Source organism: Spirosoma lacussanchae, assembly GCF_005870035.1.
GTDB lineage: Bacteria > Bacteroidota > Bacteroidia > Cytophagales > Spirosomataceae > Spirosoma > Spirosoma lacussanchae.
In genome coordinates, this window is the sequence record NZ_SWJG01000001.1 from 580,476 (window position 1) to 595,876 (window position 15,401).

Below are 15,401 nucleotides of genomic sequence, written 5' to 3' on the forward strand. Positions count from 1 at the left end.
TCTAGACCGAGAGAATCTTTACCATCCGCAGCAAATCCTCATTGATGGGCTTAGGCAGTCGGATGGTGTCTTTGAAGGGCGTATAGACCAGTTCGTTATTGACCACACCAGCCATCACGTTTTTCTCGCCGTTCATGAGTCCTTCGAGCGCTCCGAGGCCCAGACGGCTGGCCAGAATCCGGTCGTAGGCCGTTGGAATGCCGCCCCGCTGGATGTGGCCCAGGGTGGTTACGCGCATGTCGATATCCGACTGTACCTGCTGCCGGATCTTCTCGGCAATTTCGTTGGCGTTTCCTTCTTCTTCACCCTCCGCTACGACAATGATCGACGAGGATTTCTGGCGGCTCCAGCCAGCCTTGAGCGTTTCGACAACTTCAGAAATGGGCGTGAGTACCTCCGGTACCATGACCAGCTCTGCCCCACCCGCAATCCCCGACTGAATGGCGATATAACCCGAGTCGCGGCCCATTACTTCAATAAAGAAAATGCGGTCGTGCGAGTCGGCCGTATCGCGGATTTTGTCGATCGCTTCGAGGGCCGTGTTAACGGCGGTGTCGAAGCCTATGGTATAGTCGGTGCCGTAGAGATCATTGTCAATGGTACCCGGCGCGCCCACGGTCGGAATGCCGTATTCGTCGTAGAAGAGCGTTGCGCCGGTGAACGTACCGTTTCCGCCGATGGCGATCAGGCCTTCAATCCCGAATTTCTGTAATTGGTCGTAGGCTTTTTTACGGCCTTCGGGCGTCATGAACTCTTTACTCCGGGCCGATTTCAGAATGGTTCCTCCGCGCTGTACGATGTTGCTGACCGAGTGGGAAGACATCTGAAAAATGTCACCGTTTATCATTCCGTTGTACCCCCGGCGGATGCCAAATACGTCGAGTCCGTGGTAAACTGCTCCCCGGACAACGGCCCGGATGCAAGCGTTCATCCCCGGTGCGTCGCCCCCCGAAGTAAATACAGCGATTCGTTTCATTGGTTAAATCTATTTTTTTACAGGAAAAGGACAAGAAGGCCAGGCTTTAGCGAAGCAAATCCCGCAAATTTATCTGCAATTCTCGATGTAAAGGTATTTTTTAGTCATTAATCCCGTCGGCTTCACGCAAAATTCATACCGGCCAAATAATATAGAGCAACGAGGCTGCATGGCTACTTTATTGATTTTCTTTTGTTAGCTGCCCAGACGTTTACGGCGTCGATTCAGAGCCCGCCAGACAATTCGGCCGTGATTGAGCAGCGTTGCTCTCCAGCCGAAATGCGTAACCAGCACTCTGAAGCGGTCGATCAGGGACTGCCGGTGCTGCTGTACTGACAAACCGCCAACCAGGTAACGACACAGGACAAAGGGAACGAACTCAATACGCCGGGCTGCCTTCAGACAACGAATTTCCCAGTCGAGGTCGGCGCTGAGGTTGTCGAGTATATAATCCGGCGCGATGGACCGGCGGGCCACAAACGCCTGATGACATACTTTCATCCCCAGCGCCATATCGCGCCAGGTCAACGGAACGGGCAGGGTATGTGGCGTTACCACGCTGCGTAGGCCAATAGGTACGCTGGTTCGCTGGTCTGCCGTGTCCTCAACGAACAGGGCGTCGCTGTAATACACATCCGCCGGGTTTGTCTGCATAAGACTGAGCAGCCTGGGCAGGGTATCGGGGTCGTGGAGTTCGTCACCTGCGTTCATGAACCAGACGTACTCACCCTGCGCCCGATGAAGGCCTTTGTTCATGGCATCGTACAGCCCCCGGTCGGGCTCCGAAATCCAGCTCGTTACGTGAGCTTCGTACTGCCGGATGATGTCTAGCGTGCGGTCGGTCGAGGCTCCGTCAATGATGATATAGTCAACTTCAGGAGTGGCGTAGGCCATGACGCTCCGGATCGTACGCTCCAGAAATTGGTCGGCGTTGTAGGTGATCGTAATGATGGAGACGGTCGGCGGCATGATCAGAGGGGGCGTTCTCCGCTATCGGTTAGCTGGTGCGCTCAGTAGCGATTGATACAGATCGATATGTTGACCGGCAACGACATTTTCCGAAAACCGGGCCTCGGCCGACTGGCGGGCCTGATTCCGGAGAGCGGCCGGGTCCGGATGGGTGAGCACGAACGCCAGCCCGTCGGCCAGCTCCTGCGCCGATCCGGTAGCGGCCAGGTAGCCATTTTGCCGGTGGTCGATCATCTCGGGGATGCCGCCCGTGCGGAAGCCGACCACGGGGGTTCCGCAGGACAGCGCTTCGACGATTGTATTGGGCAGATTGTCTTCCAGCGAGGGGACAACCATGGCGTCGGCTGCGTTGTAGGCAGCCACGATATCGGCTTCGCTGGTCAGGAGGCCCAGTTGCCGGATCGGGTAGGGTAGTTCGTTGAAGAGGTACGAGCGTCCTTTGCCGAAGACCAGAATCTCGGGCGTAAGTTCGGGATGTTGCTGGTGCAGGAGAGTCAGGGCTTCGGCAAAGTACCTGAATCCTTTGCGGGTATCGGTTACGTTGGCGCTGCCGAATAACAGCCGCTGGGGCTGACCTCCGGCCCGGGAGGAAGTCGTTGGCGCGAAGACCTGCTGATCGAGCGTATTAGGAATGACCTGATGCGGGAAGTTGCCCAGCAGCGCACTGCCTTCGGCCTGTTCGGCCAGCCACCGGCTCGGGTGTACCACATGCAGCGGAGCGTTGGCATAGGCCCATTGCTTACGGTCGAACCGCCTGGCCGACAGGTCGTTGCTGGCGGGTTTTTTCAGGTACGGACAATGGTGGCAGTGCGTCAGGAAGCGGGTGCACCCTCCCGTATAGTGGCATCCTCCCGTAAAGGCCCATTGGTCGTGCAGCGTCCAGACAACGGGTTTGCCGAGGCTGAACAGCGACCGCAGCCCGCTGAGGGATAAAAAGCCGAAGTTACTCCAGTGAATATGCAGCAGATCGGCCTGCTGGATAGCCGGGTGAAAATCAAGATCGGCGCCAAATACCGCTGGTGAAAACTGAAAACGGACGGAGGGGTCGCGCTCGAACGGCAGAAAATAAAGCCGTTCGGCCACGAACCGGCCAAAGGCGGTTTGTTCGGCCAGGAAATTGTTGGCCAGAAACGCAACCTCCGGGGCGGGCTGGTGTTTCTCCTGCCGGTTCGACGTACCGATAAGCAGGGTTGCCCGAACGCCCTGGTTGAGCAGCGCCCGATGGAGCCGACTGGTGGCTACGGCCGCCCCGCCAAAATGCTGATAGGTGCTGAGGATGACAACATTCATGGACGATAGGCAAAAATGTTGAGCTGCAGGTCCATCAGGTCGTTGCCCCGGTAGCGATGGTTGACCAGCGGCCGCACCCGCGACTGGTTGCTGTCGATGTAATACCGAAAGCCCTGGTTCTCGAGCAGCCGCGTGATGAGGCCCAGCGTTTGCGGATGGCCGATGTAGGCATGGTACTCGATGAACAGGTTTCTGACGTGCGCGAGCGCATCGCTACAGTCGACCAGCACCTCGGTTTCGGCGCCTTCGATGTCGATTTTGAGCATGTCGATGCGGGTTTCGCGCAGGAGGTAGTCCCGCAGCCGGACCGACGGAACCAGCCGCCGGTCTGTCTCCGAAAACATGGACGCGCCATCGGCTTCGCCACTGCCAAAATCGAGCCCCTGCTCATGTATCCAAACGGCTTTATTAATGACCTCAACGTCGTTGATGCCGTTGGTTTGCAGGTTACGCGCCAGCACCGCCCCGATGTCCGGATCGGCCTCAAACGCTATAATGCGGGCTTGCGGATAGGTTTGGCGAAAATAAGCCAGGCTGGTGCCGATGTTGGCTCCGCAGTCGTAAATGACGGGTTTGGCCACATCGGTCTGGAAGCGGTACGACTCATCGGCAAAGATTTCCTTGAACTGCCAGACAAACGACAGCGGGTCCGGCACCTGAAAGCGGTAACGCAGAAACGGAATAACACGTAACTGGTGACGGGGCTGGCCGGCGTACCGGAAAAAGAGCCACAACAGCCGGCGCCCGTTGCCCGATTGCAGGGCCCGGTACAGGTTCGTAAACAGGTATTTGAAGAGCCACATAAGCGGAAAGAACAGGAAGGACAGAAGCGAGTGCAGGTTGTTTGTTGTCTGGCCTGCCCCCGTTTAGAGCGCCTTCTTTAGTACGAAAAGCCAATACCCGCACCGGGGTACCAGTGGTCTTTCGGAATCTCTTTGAAAAAGACAAATTTACGCCCTACCTCCAGCGACAGGCGGGCCAGGGCACTTGTTTCGTGGGCGTTGTCGCTGAGCAGCAGGCCGCCCGGCCCCAGCTTGGGCAGAACGACCCGATACTCGTCTTCTTCATACGTGGCCGAGTGGTCGCTGTCGTTGATAAACAGATCGATAGGCTGACTGAATGCGCGCAGGCTCGTGATGGAGTCGCCGTAGAGTACTTCGCCTACCTCGCGGTAGGGGCCATCGAGCAGGTAGCCGGCTTTGGTGGCGATGTCGGTGCCGTAGTAGCGGCCGGGTTTACCTTCCTCGCGGTTACGCAGCAGGGCCGCGCAGAGCAGCACCGCCCCCAACCCTTTGTCAACGCCCGTTTCGATTACGACCCCTGGCTTACGGAGCCGGACCAGCGCATACCAGCCCAGCCGCCGACCGAACTCCACCCGCAGATCGGCCACACGCCGGTACGATGAGGTGCGGGTTTTTTCGAGGATATGCTGGCGCAGGGCCTCGTCGGTCTGGGCTTCGCGGATGTACTGCTGTACCAGTTTGGGCGACACGCCGGCCACCACAGCAACGGTATGAGCCAGATACAGCAGATTGTCGTCGCTTAGCTCATAGGTGAAGTTGGTATCTTCCCGCGACTGAAGGCCCCAGCGCAGAATCTGGCCGTAGCGGTAGTTATAGACCCCGCTGGCCATTTTCAGCCGGGGCAAAAAATTAACGACGGGCGACTTTCGTACTTTATACAGGGTGTCGAGGCCAAATACCTTAATAAGAAGTTTTCGCATCAATGAACTCACAGCGTTACTGGTGAGCGGTTAGTAAACACAAACGTGATCAGGCGCTACGGGCTGTCAGGACCGTAGCTTTTTCACCCGCTGCCAGGCACCCGTCAGGAGTTCGCTGGCATCGGGCGAGAGTTTCAATACAACAACAAGACCCACAAAAAGCAGAGTAACGGCACCCGACCGAAGCAGTACGTCGGTTCCGGTCTGCCAGATTGATCCGCTATAATGTGGCACCTGCTCGCTGATGAGCCAGACCAGCCCGGCAACGAGAATGACGGCTCCATTGCGCCACGAAAAAGGCTGCATCCGGAAGGCGATCCAGACGAGCAGCGTCCGGACAAAATTGTACAGAAACGTGGCCAGCACGGCACCCATCGCGGCTCCGTCGATGCCATAGCGGGGAATCAGGTAGTTGTTGGCCAGAATAGTGATGATAATCAAACCGATAAAAAGCACCGAGTCGAGCGCATAGAAACGCGACGTAGACAAAATAAGGCCGTTGACGCCCGTTGCCATGTCGATGAGTTTGCTGAGTCCCAGCCACAAAATAACGAAATAACCCGTTTCGTAGCCTGCCGGCAGTATGGTAAAGAGGCTGGGCAGGTTGACCGCTACGCCGATAAAGACCAGACAGCCGGCAATGAGCTGGTTGAGGCAGCTTTTGCGGTAGATCATCAGAATATTGGCGCGGTCGTTCACTTTCCAGGATTCGGCGATGAGGGTGGCGGCAACTTTATACAGCGCCGTTGCGGGCAGGGCAATGACGGCGGCAAAATAGGAGGCTGTACTGTAGATCCCCGTGGCGTCGAGCCCCAGCGAGTTGCTGATCATGCCCTTGTCGATAGTCAGGATGATCTGGGTCGACAGGGCCGTGGTCAGGCTCAGGCTGGCATACCGGATGAGATTCCGGCGCAGTTCCGGGCTGACCGCTACGTAACCCGGGTTAACGAACAGGTTGCCATCGCGGACCACGCTCGCTATCATCAACAGAGTCGGGATAAAAAAGGCCATCAGCCAGACGCCCATAAACTGCTCAAAGGTGAGCCAGCCCGCCCAGTACAATCCGCCTGCTGCCAGCACCAGCACCCGCTGTACAAACTGCTGGAGCAGCGTACCGGTAACGGGATCGTAGAGCAGCTTGGCGTAGTTGTCGAAGACGGCAAAATAGGCTGTAAAAAAGGTCAGCGGAATGAGCAGATAATAATATTCGACAAACAGGGGCGACTGGGAACCGTAGTGAGCAATGACCCAGGGTTTACCCAGCCAAAGAATGAGGGTGCAGAGGCCAAAACCGATCAGTGTGGTCAGACTGCTAATAATCAGGTAGCCGTTATGCTGCCGGTCGATGTTCCGGAAATACGGAAAGTAACGGCCCCCGGCGTTGTTTAGGCCCAGACTTGAGGCTTGAACCAGCACCTGAGCGATGGCGATGAGCAGCGCCATCAGGCCGATCTGCGCCGGGGAGAACAGGTTTGGAAAAAAGACGCCCTGCGTTAAAAAACCCACGCCTACCCCCGCGTAGGAATAGATCGAACTCTGTATGGTTTGCCGTTTAATGATACCCACGTACTGAACGAGTAAACGAATGACGAAGAATCGGGGATCGGGAAACAGGGGCCCGGCCGGTTGTGCAGGCGTCAATCAGGTTTGCCAGCCCGGGCCCGATAAGCGGATGTGGCAGTCGGTGTTGGTAACGTTATCCCGCAGCCACGCGCATCCGGCCAGACTTGGCCCCTCAAATTTACGGCTTTCGGGCGAGAACTGCCACCTGTGGCCCAGCCAGCAGTCCGGTGCCGCAACGGGCTGGCTTAGGGGGTGGCCGTCAGAGAGCGATGCGTAGCCAGAAATTCGGCAAAGGCCCAGTCGAGCGGGGTGTCCAGATCGACGGAGTCGTGGGGGCTCATGACGTATTTTCTGACCTTACTAAACTCGCTGAGGGGTTTTTCGGCCAGCGAAGCCAGATTGATCACGTACACCGCTCCGTTGTAAGCATAAACCGCCGGGCAGTCCTGCCGACGGCTGAAGTTACCCGCCTTCGACCGTTGCAGGAACCCGTCGGCGCGTTCTTCGAAGAGGTTATAGTACGGGTTATTGGCCGATTCCGTTACCGATACTACCATGTCGAGCTCGCCGGAGTAGAGCGCCATCGCGTCCCGAACGTGTTGGGCGGTACGAAACGGGGAGGTGGGCTGTAGCAGCACCAGCGTATCGTACGGCCGATGCTGCTGCCTGTAAAAGTCGACCGCATGGCGCATCACCTCATAACTGCCCGACTGGTCGGTTGCCAGCTGATCGGGGCGTTTGAAAGGTACCGACAAGCCGTAGGCTTCTGCCGCCCGGATAATCTCGTCGGCGTCGGTAGAGAGGCAGATATCCTCGTCCGGAGCCAGCGCCCGCGCCGTATCGATGGCGTAGTATAGGAGTGGTTTCCCCAGAAAGGGCCTGATGTTTTTGCCGGGAATGCCTTTCGAGCCACCCCGCGCCGTAATCAGGAACAGGGGTTTCATAACGTAATGTGGTTGATGTCGACGCAGGCTTTCTGGTAATCTTCGTGTCGGCCAATGTCGAGCCAGTAGCCCAGCATTGGGAAATAAGTAACGGTATGCTGCCCGGCTATGAGCTTCTCGAGCAGGTCAGTGGCGTTATACACGCCCTGGGGAATCAGATCGACCATGCTGCGTTTCATCAGGTAGATACCGGCGTTTATGTAGTAGGTATAGGTCGGCTTTTCCTTGAGCGACCGAATCGCTCCCTCATTCGTTTCGAGAACGGCATAGGGAATATTGACCTGATACGGCACCGTCGCTACCGACATGTCGGCGTTCTGCCGGCGAAAGGCTTCGTAGAAATCCTCGAAGTCGATGTTCGTCAGCAGGTCGGAGTTCATCAGCAGAATGGTGTCGTTCTGATAATTGTCCGTCAGGCGCATCGATCCGATGGTACCCAGGGGTTCATCTTCGCGGGTGTACTGAATACTTACCCCTTTGGCCGAGCCATCGCCGAAATAGTGTTCCAGCTGTTCGCCCAGGTAGCGGGTGGTGATGTGGATATGGTTGATTCCGTAACGGGTCAGCCGGTCGATGTTGTGCTCGATGATGGGTTTATCGCCGACTTTGAGCAGGGGCTTGGGGGTATCGCGCGTCAGGGGCATCAGCCGTTCGCCCTTGCCGCCAGCCATGATGACGGCGTCGACTGGTAAGAGTGCTTTTGTCTGGGCCAGGTTGACGATGCGGATGATATGCCCTTCGCTGTCCAGCTCCGGAATGAGTTGCAACAGCTGCGCCCGGAAGCGCCGGATAGTTTCGGTGTCGTATTCGTTATGGCGCAGGAACCGGAAGTTCGGGTTCATAAACTGGCTAACGGGCTCGCTGAGTTGCTTGCCGCCAATCAGTCCGCGCCGGATGTCACCGTCGGTGAGGGTCCCGAGCAGTTTGCCGGTTTCGTCGGTTACGAAGAGCGTGAGGTACTGACCGAGGCTGCTGATCTGCTCCAGCGCCCGGGTAACGGGTACGTCCTGCTGAACGATATGTTTACTGTAGTCTGCCACGAATCTGTTTTAAAATAGAAACGATCTGTTGCGCGGTGGTACCGTTGCCGTAGGCGTCGACCGGCGCGGGCGGGCCTGCGTTTTCGATGGCCCGTACCGCTTCCAGGATCTGGTCGGCCTCAATGGCGCAGTTGATAATATGGGGTGTTATTAGCCGCCCTTCCTGCCGATTCCCCAGGTTGATCACGTATTTCGGGAAAAAGCTGGCTTCCACAAAGCCACTCGAGGTGTTGCCGAGCATGAACCGGCAGTAGTTCATACACGAAAGGTAGCCGATTGTCCCGAATGATTCGACACCCACCGCGTTGGGCTGCCGGTCGATGAAGGCCAGCAGGTGCTCCCGAACGTAGTTGCCCATGGTGTCGGTATTGGGCATGGTAATGATCAGCTGGTAGGCCGACAGCTGCCCGAGTGCCCCGATCAGTTCGGCTACGTGTTCTCTGTTCTTCTCGAACGAAACCGTTTCGGGATGAAACGTAATAAGAATCGAGGGTCGGTCGAGGTCAATGGCAAATTTCTCGAAGAACTCAGCTTTGGTCAGCAGGGTCAGGTGGCGGAGGTTGTCGATGCTCAGGGCCCCGACATTATAGACATTTTCGGCCGAGCCGGTCAGTTCGATCACCCGCGCTTTATACGCATCGGTGGTGGTGAAGTGGTAGGTCGACATGACTGTGATAGCATGACGGAAAGCATTGTCGATGGCGCCCAGGGTGGTTTCGCCCCCATGAATGTGCGCCACCGGCAGGTTGAATGGTACGGCGCTGGCCACGGCGGCAAACATCTCGAACCGGTCGCCCAGGCATAGCACAAGATCGTAGCTTTCGTGCGGCCACAGCGCCGAAAACGCCTGCATCACGCTGCCCATCGCGTGGCTGATGTCGGCCGGGGCGTCGCCCGCCGGGAGGGTGTCGATCTGGTGCCTGACCGAAAACCCATTCGCTACAATCTGGTCTACCGTATGGCCATGACGGGCCGACAGGTGGGTGCCGAACGCAAGGATGTCGAGATCGAAGAACGGGTCTTCGGCCAGGGCCGTCAGCAGCGGGTAGTAGATGCTGTAATCGGCCCGGGAGCTGGTCAATACGCCGATTTTCATAGCAGGTCCTCCCAGCGTAAGAGGTGATCGGCTTCGACGTCGACGCCCAGCCTACGGCCCGTTACCTGATCCAGCAGCATGGGCGAGACTCCGGTGCCCGGCCGTTTCATGATCAGGTCGTCTTCGGTCAGTACCTGCCCCGCCAGCCGTGGCCGGGCCAGGTGAATGCTTTTTCGGGCTACGGCCAGATTTTTCTGCTCCGATGGGGTCGGTTGCTTGATACCGTCGCCCAGCGCCACCTCAATATTGCGGATAGCCCGGATCATGTGAACCAGTTCATCGGGTTCGAGAGAGGCCAGGTGGTCGGGCCCTTTCAGCGACCGGTCGAGGGTGAAATGCTTTTCGATGACGGTAGCGCCGAGGGCAACGGCCGCAATGGGTACCTCGATGCCGGGGGTGTGATCGGAATAGCCAACCGCAACCCCGAACGTGTCGGCAATGGTTTGCATAGCCCGCAGGTTAACATCCTGGAAAGGCGACGGATAGTCGGTATTGCAGTGCAGCACCGTAATATTTTCGCGGGCCGTACCGGCGCTGATAAGCACATCCAGCATGGCCGAAATGTCATCCATAGTAGCCATACCGGTTGAGGCAATCACCTGCCGGTTGTAGCTTCCGATCCGGCGCAGATAGGGCAGATTGGTCATCTCGCCCGACGGAATCTTGAAAATAGTCAGGTTCAGGCCCGCCAGAAAATCGAGACTGTCCAGATCGAAGGCGGTAGACAAAAACTGAATGTTACGCAGCTGGCAGTGGGCCATCAGTTCCTGATGATCGGCCGGGCTCAGCTCCAGCTTTTTCAGCATGGCAAACTGGGAGCTGTCGGCCTCGTCGGGCATGTTGTTGACCTGATAGTCTGCCTTTCGGGCCGATGTGCTGACCAGTTTCTCGGTCCTGAAGGTCTGGAATTTAACAATATCGGCCCCGGCGTCGGCAGCAATGTCGATCAGCTGTTTGGCGAGGTTTATGTCTCCGTTATGATTGACGCCGGCTTCGGCGATGATCAGTGTCTTACTCATGATACTCGTTTTTTCAGAACCGCCGGATTGCCCGCGTACAGGCTTCCTGCTTCGGTATGGCTCAGCACAACGGCCCCGGCGCCGATCAGTCCGTTGGGGGCCACATGAACGCCATGCGACAGCACGGCCCGGCTCCCTACAAAACTATGGTCACCTACCCGACAGTCGCCATTGACAACGGCCGCCGTCGATAGGTGGCAGTGATCGCCGATCTGGGCATCGTGCTCGATCAGGGAAGCCGTATTGATGATGCAATTTACGCCGATCCGGGCGCCCGCATTCACAAACGCCTGATGATGAATAACCGTGCCTTCGCCAAGTTGGGCGTGTGGCGACACATAGGCCCGGGGCGAAACCAGCGTTGGCAGCAGCCCGCCCTGGCTTTTGATGAGTTGGTACAGCCGATACCGCAGGGCACTGGACTTGATCTGGCCTACCGTTACCAGAAAATAGCGGTACTCCCGAACCAGTGCGTCGATGTCGTCGTCGGTGGCAATAACAGCGTAGCCCGAGAGGGTGGTGCCCAGCTTATCGCGGGTATCTACCAGGCCGGCAATGCTGAACTGGCCGGACGCTTCCACGACATCGATCACCGATTTGCAGTGTCCACCGCCCCCTACCAGTATCAGTTGTGGCTTGCTCATGTCAGTCGTACACTGCTGGGAATATTAACGAGCCGATCTTCGATGTACTGCGCGTGGGTCAGGTCATCGTGCGGGCAGTGGCTCAGCATCGGAAGTTTAGGCAGCAGGGTCCAGGCTGGCCGGGTCATAACACCCTTGCGGTTGGTATAGGCCAGAAATTCGTCGCGCTCCTGCCGGTTGTTTAGTAGAATGGCGTTCAGCCAGAAGTTGGACTGACTGTTGGCCGGCTGTTGCACAAACTGGTAAGGAGTTGTCTGGAAAAAGGCCTGATACAGGCTGGCCAGCTGCTGTTTGTTAGCAATGAACGCATCGAGCTGCTCCATCTGCGCGCAGGCCATGGCCGCGTTCAGGTTGGGCAGCCGGTAGTTATAGCCGGTCTGGTCGTGGTTAAACTCCCATTGGTGCGGCACCTTGGCCTGGGTAGTCAGGTGTTTTCCCAGCCTCCCCAGTTGCTCGCTGTTGGTAACGATCATGCCACCCCCGCCACAGGTAATGGTTTTGTTGCCGTTGAAGCTGTAGGTACCCAGCAGCCCGAACGTGCCGGTTTGCTGACCCTGGTAGGTGCTGCCCAGCGACTCGGCGGCATCTTCGACAACGGCAATATGGTGGGCTGTACAAATCCTGACGATGGCATCGATCCGGGCCGGATGGCCGAACGTATGCATGGGTACGCAGGCACTCACCCGCTTTCCGCTGGCCAGGTGATAACAATTCCCATCTCTGATCTCGGTCTGCGTATCCAGAAAGGTGGCTAACTTCTCGGCGCTGAGGCTCAGCGTGGCGAGATCGATGTCGACAAAGCAGGGCGTTGCACCGGTATAGGCAATGGCATTGCTGGTGGCCACGAACGAGAGCGGCTGGGTAATGACCAGATCGTCGCGCTGAACGCCCGCCAGGATCAGGGCCATGTGCAGAGCTGCGGTTCCATTTACGGTGGCGATGGCGTAGGACGAACCGGTATAAGTGCGGATCTGCTCTTCGAACCGATCCACATACTGCCCCACCGACGACACGAAGGTAGAGTCTATGGCGTCGTTGACATACTTCTTTTCATTTCCCGTAAAGCGGGGCTCGTGCAGGGGGATGAAACCGTCGCTGTCGTTGAATGTATCGCGGACGAACTGAACAAACAGGTCAAACATTATAGATATGCGCCTTATACTGTTTAAGGTTCTCCGGATTGCTGAACCACGTTATGGTCTCCTGAAGGCCCTGGTCGAAACTGTACTGCGGGCGCCAGGCGGTTGCCGACGTAATCTTCTGGTTAGAACCGAGCAGTCGCTCTACCTCGCTCTTTTCGGGGCGTAATCGCTGGTCGTCTGAGATGATGCTGGCCTCAACGCCCATCAGATCGATGATTTTGTGGGCCAGGTCGCCAATACTGATCTCGGTGTTGGTGGCAATATTCACTTCCTGACCGATCAGTGCATCGTGTCGGGCTATCTCCGCAAATCCGCTCACCGTATCTTTAACGAATACCAGATCACGGGTCGGGTGGAGCGAACCCAGTTTTATGTCCCGGTAGCCGTTGAGCAGCTGGGTAATAATGGTCGGAATAACGGCCCGGGCCGACTGTCGGGGGCCGTAGGTGTTGAAAGGCCGCACCGTAACCACGGGCAGACCGAAGCTGCGGAAATACGCGTCGGCCATCGAGTCCGCGCCAATCTTGGTGGCCGAGTAGGGCGACTGTCCCTGCCGGGGGTGGGTTTCGTCGATGGGTACCGAGAGGGCCGTGCCATACACTTCCGACGTTGAGGTGACGAGTACCTTATCAACGGCCAGGTCGCGGGCGGCCTGAAGAATATTGAGCGTACCTTTTATGTTGGTATCGACGTAACTATCGGGCGAGTGGTAGCTGTAGGGAATGGCGATGAGCGCGGCCAGGTGAAACACGATGCTGACATCGTTCATGGCGGTCCGGACGCCGTTCGGGTCCCGCACGTCGCCGGCAAAAATTTCGATGTTCTGCAGTTTTTCGGTCGGGAGGGTGTCGAGCCAGCCCCAGCTGTTGAACGAGTTGTAATACACAAAGGCTTTTACCGCGTACCCCTCGTCCAGCAATTTTTCAACCAGGTGGCTGCCGATAAAACCGTCAGCGCCGGTAACCAATACTTTTTTTTTCATCCACGGTGGCGTGTTCGAGATAGGTCAAAAGTAGCAAATAAATGCTGGCTGGCCAAGCTGAGCGGCCCCGCCCGGCCATTTGCCGGATTCGTAGTAGTTTTGCGGGCTGTCACTACCGCCCCGCACTCGTCGATGAATTATCTTGGTCTGAGCATACCCCGCATTCTTGGTTTCTGGTTCGATACGGTGGCCCGTAACTGGTTTTACCGCCTGAAGGTGGTGAGCCGTACTTATGGTCACTTGCGGCAGACCCGTAGGCTCAAAGGAAGTATGTCGGGTCGGAAGGCGCTGGTGCTGGCCAATGGACCGTCGGTCGGGCGGCTCGATCCCGATAAGATCAGGCGGCTGCAGCAGGCGCATGACTTCGATGTGTTTGCGGTGAACTCATACATCAGCTCGCCACTGGCCGATGTCGTTGTGCCCGACTATTACCTGCTGAGCGATCCGGCTTTTTTCTTTCCCGAGAAATACCCGCACCTGACCGAGCGGCTCAAACGGGACATGGCCCTGCTGACCGAACGAAACATCACCTGCTTCGTACCGCTGGAGCATGTCGATGCATCGCCCTTTCGGAAAAAATACGGCTACTACGACCGGGGAAACGTGTTTCTGAACCGGATTACCATCACCGGCCCCCGGAGCTACATATCCATGACGGCCTACAAAGCCCTGGCCGCGGCCTGTTACATGGGCTACCGCGAAATCTATATCTGTGGTTTCGACAACGATTATTTTCTCAACCTGGTGGTAGACGAGACTAACGATATGTACTACATCGACCGGCATTTCTACGATAAGTCGGGCGATCCGCCGTCGAAGGTGCGTACCACGAACGCGGGCAGCGTAGGCGAGTTGCTGTACTCCCATCACTTTCTGTTCAAAGACCTCGAAAAGTTCAAAGGCTATCCCATCGTCAACCTCAACCAGCAGGGACTGGTCGATTGTTTCCCCAAGCAGCATTCGCTCGATATTTATAGGGATGAGGTAGGCTAGAACTGCTTCTCGAAGGTAAGCCTGGGCGATTCCTGAGCGCCGAGTCTGCGTTTGAATCGGCTCAGGCTGGGTTTGGGCTGGTGATTGCCATCGAGCGCTACGCCCAGATCGAGTAGCCGAATATGCTGCTGCTGACAGTAGCCAACCAGCCCGTCGGTGAGTAGCACGATGGGGCTGTAGGTATGATAGTCGGGGCTGGATGCGGGCAGAAAGCTGTACAGAATATCGGCCCGGACCCGTACGGCTATGGTCAGGGCAGCTATCGTAACGGTATCGCTGACCGCGAAAACCAGAAACTGATTCGGGAACGCTCGGAGCAACTGGCCCAGCCGGTCGGGGGGCAGGCTGAGCGCGTAGCCCTGCTGCTGCCGGGTGCTGACCAGAAAGGCGGTAATGTGGTCGATATGGGGGGTAGCCCAGTGTTCGAACCGGAAACCGGCGTTCCTGCATTTCTGAAGACGTCGCCGTTCAGACGCATCGATGCGGGCGTCGAAAGGGTCGTCGGTAATGGACAGTAGGTAACTCGCCGTTGTCGCCACGATGCCGAACCCGCGCCGGATCAGTTGCTCCGTAAGCTGCTGCGCCTGGCGGGGAGCGTACCCGTGGGGGTAGTTGACCAGCCGGAAGCTGCTCACCCCGCTGGCAGAGACCACCGCCAGTAAGGTATCCAGAAAGTGGGCGAGTACCGTGTCGGGCAGCGTGTCGGTAAACTCGACCGAGCCGAACGGAGCGGCCGCGGGGCTACGGGCCTGGCGACCATCGACGAAAAACGTGCAGCGCGCTTCGGCCCGCCCGGTGCGGGTGTTTACGGCCAGCAACGTATGGCCCGTGCCCGGATGTTGCTGACGAACGTGGGCGGGTGTATTGAAAAAGAAGCCGTCCTCCACATACGGCCATCGGGTGGGCGCGTGCAGATCGGCGTCGAGTTCAATACGGTAGAGCATACCTTCCTTACGCAGGAACCGGGTAAACGTAACGGCCGGCAACCCTGGAGAGCGTGCCGGCCGTTACGAATGAGCC

15 protein-coding genes are annotated in these 15,401 nt (G+C 57.5%); 1 reads left to right on the plus strand and 14 read right to left on the minus strand.

Annotation, left to right across the window (positions count from 1 at the left end; genetic code table 11):
• Position 1: 1 nt before the first annotated feature.
• From pfkA to FBR45_RS02435, 13 genes are all read right to left on the minus strand, one after another.
• Positions 2 to 976, minus strand: coding sequence for a 6-phosphofructokinase (gene pfkA, locus FBR45_RS02375; RefSeq protein WP_077920726.1), 975 nt, complete (start codon positions 974 to 976; stop codon positions 2 to 4).
• Between the two features lie 195 nt (positions 977 to 1,171).
• The gene (locus tag FBR45_RS02380; protein ID WP_138498983.1) at positions 1,172 to 1,945 is read right to left on the minus strand and encodes a glycosyltransferase family 2 protein; all 774 of its coding nucleotides are present in this window, start codon (positions 1,943 to 1,945) and stop codon (positions 1,172 to 1,174) included.
• A 21-nt stretch (positions 1,946 to 1,966) separates the two neighbouring features.
• Positions 1,967 to 3,235, minus strand: a complete 1,269-nt coding sequence (locus FBR45_RS02385) for a glycosyltransferase family 4 protein (RefSeq protein ID WP_138498984.1) — start codon at positions 3,233 to 3,235, stop codon at positions 1,967 to 1,969.
• Entirely contained in the window at positions 3,232 to 4,038 is an 807-nt protein-coding gene (locus tag FBR45_RS02390; protein ID WP_138498985.1) for an FkbM family methyltransferase, read from the minus strand. Before FBR45_RS02390 ends, FBR45_RS02385 begins: the two co-directional genes overlap by 4 nt.
• 77 nt (positions 4,039 to 4,115) lie before the next feature.
• Positions 4,116 to 4,958: a class I SAM-dependent methyltransferase gene (locus FBR45_RS02395; protein ID WP_138498986.1), complete on the minus strand. Its 843-nt coding sequence runs from the start codon at positions 4,956 to 4,958 to the stop codon at positions 4,116 to 4,118.
• 66 nt (positions 4,959 to 5,024) lie between these two features.
• A complete protein-coding gene (locus FBR45_RS02400; RefSeq protein ID WP_317128593.1) occupies positions 5,025 to 6,599 on the minus strand; it encodes a lipopolysaccharide biosynthesis protein in 1,575 nt (524 codons plus the stop codon).
• Between the two features lie 167 nt (positions 6,600 to 6,766).
• Positions 6,767 to 7,465 carry an acylneuraminate cytidylyltransferase family protein gene (locus FBR45_RS02405; protein ID WP_138498987.1) on the minus strand — a complete coding sequence of 233 codons (699 nt, stop codon included), beginning with the start codon at positions 7,463 to 7,465 and terminating at the stop codon, positions 6,767 to 6,769.
• Positions 7,462 to 8,505: a nucleotidyltransferase family protein gene (locus tag FBR45_RS02410; protein ID WP_138498989.1), complete on the minus strand. Its 1,044-nt coding sequence runs from the start codon at positions 8,503 to 8,505 to the stop codon at positions 7,462 to 7,464. The genes FBR45_RS02405 and FBR45_RS02410 overlap by 4 nt, the downstream gene beginning before the upstream one ends.
• Entirely contained in the window at positions 8,489 to 9,601 is a 1,113-nt protein-coding gene (gene neuC, locus FBR45_RS02415) for a UDP-N-acetylglucosamine 2-epimerase (RefSeq protein ID WP_246082083.1), read from the minus strand. Before neuC ends, FBR45_RS02410 begins: the two co-directional genes overlap by 17 nt.
• Entirely contained in the window at positions 9,598 to 10,620 is a 1,023-nt protein-coding gene (gene neuB, locus FBR45_RS02420) for an N-acetylneuraminate synthase (RefSeq protein ID WP_138498993.1), read from the minus strand. Before neuB ends, neuC begins: the two co-directional genes overlap by 4 nt.
• Positions 10,617 to 11,264: an acetyltransferase gene (locus FBR45_RS02425; protein WP_138498995.1), complete on the minus strand. Its 648-nt coding sequence runs from the start codon at positions 11,262 to 11,264 to the stop codon at positions 10,617 to 10,619. Before FBR45_RS02425 ends, neuB begins: the two co-directional genes overlap by 4 nt.
• A complete protein-coding gene (locus FBR45_RS02430) occupies positions 11,261 to 12,406 on the minus strand; it encodes a LegC family aminotransferase (RefSeq protein ID WP_138498997.1) in 1,146 nt (381 codons plus the stop codon). The genes FBR45_RS02425 and FBR45_RS02430 overlap by 4 nt, the downstream gene beginning before the upstream one ends.
• A complete protein-coding gene (locus tag FBR45_RS02435; protein WP_138498999.1) occupies positions 12,399 to 13,388 on the minus strand; it encodes an NAD-dependent 4,6-dehydratase LegB in 990 nt (329 codons plus the stop codon). The genes FBR45_RS02430 and FBR45_RS02435 overlap by 8 nt, the downstream gene beginning before the upstream one ends.
• A gap of 132 nt (positions 13,389 to 13,520) precedes the next feature.
• On the opposite strand from FBR45_RS02435, the gene FBR45_RS02440 reads away from it, so the two are divergent.
• Positions 13,521 to 14,381, plus strand: a complete 861-nt coding sequence (locus FBR45_RS02440) for a hypothetical protein (RefSeq protein ID WP_138499001.1) — start codon at positions 13,521 to 13,523, stop codon at positions 14,379 to 14,381.
• Here FBR45_RS02440 and FBR45_RS02445 read toward each other — a convergent pair.
• Complete coding sequence (locus tag FBR45_RS02445) at positions 14,378 to 15,325, minus strand: GNAT family N-acetyltransferase (RefSeq protein WP_138499003.1); 948 nt, start codon at positions 15,323 to 15,325, stop codon at positions 14,378 to 14,380. The two genes, FBR45_RS02440 and FBR45_RS02445, sit on opposite strands and share 4 nt — an antisense overlap.
• Between the last annotated feature and the right edge of the window lie 76 nt (positions 15,326 to 15,401).

Excerpts from the sequence above, each read along its gene's own strand:
- pfkA (WP_077920726.1), bottom strand. The coding sequence starts at position 976 with ATGAAACGAATCGCTGTATTTACTTCGGGGGGCGACGCACCGGGGATG.
- FBR45_RS02380 (WP_138498983.1), bottom strand. The coding sequence starts at position 1,945 with ATGCCGCCGACCGTCTCCATCATTACGATCACCTACAACGCCGACCAA.
- FBR45_RS02385 (WP_138498984.1), bottom strand. The coding sequence starts at position 3,235 with ATGAATGTTGTCATCCTCAGCACCTATCAGCATTTTGGCGGGGCGGCC.
- FBR45_RS02390 (WP_138498985.1), bottom strand. The coding sequence starts at position 4,038 with ATGTGGCTCTTCAAATACCTGTTTACGAACCTGTACCGGGCCCTGCAA.
- FBR45_RS02395 (WP_138498986.1), bottom strand. The coding sequence starts at position 4,958 with ATGCGAAAACTTCTTATTAAGGTATTTGGCCTCGACACCCTGTATAAA.
- FBR45_RS02405 (WP_138498987.1), bottom strand. The coding sequence starts at position 7,465 with ATGAAACCCCTGTTCCTGATTACGGCGCGGGGTGGCTCGAAAGGCATT.
- neuC (WP_246082083.1), bottom strand. The coding sequence starts at position 9,601 with ATGAAAATCGGCGTATTGACCAGCTCCCGGGCCGATTACAGCATCTAC.
- neuB (WP_138498993.1), bottom strand. The coding sequence starts at position 10,620 with ATGAGTAAGACACTGATCATCGCCGAAGCCGGCGTCAATCATAACGGA.
- FBR45_RS02425 (WP_138498995.1), bottom strand. The coding sequence starts at position 11,264 with ATGAGCAAGCCACAACTGATACTGGTAGGGGGCGGTGGACACTGCAAA.
- FBR45_RS02430 (WP_138498997.1), bottom strand. The coding sequence starts at position 12,406 with ATGTTTGACCTGTTTGTTCAGTTCGTCCGCGATACATTCAACGACAGC.
- FBR45_RS02435 (WP_138498999.1), bottom strand. The coding sequence starts at position 13,388 with ATGAAAAAAAAAGTATTGGTTACCGGCGCTGACGGTTTTATCGGCAGC.
- FBR45_RS02440 (WP_138499001.1), top strand. The coding sequence starts at position 13,521 with ATGAATTATCTTGGTCTGAGCATACCCCGCATTCTTGGTTTCTGGTTC.
- FBR45_RS02445 (WP_138499003.1), bottom strand. The coding sequence starts at position 15,325 with ATGCTCTACCGTATTGAACTCGACGCCGATCTGCACGCGCCCACCCGA.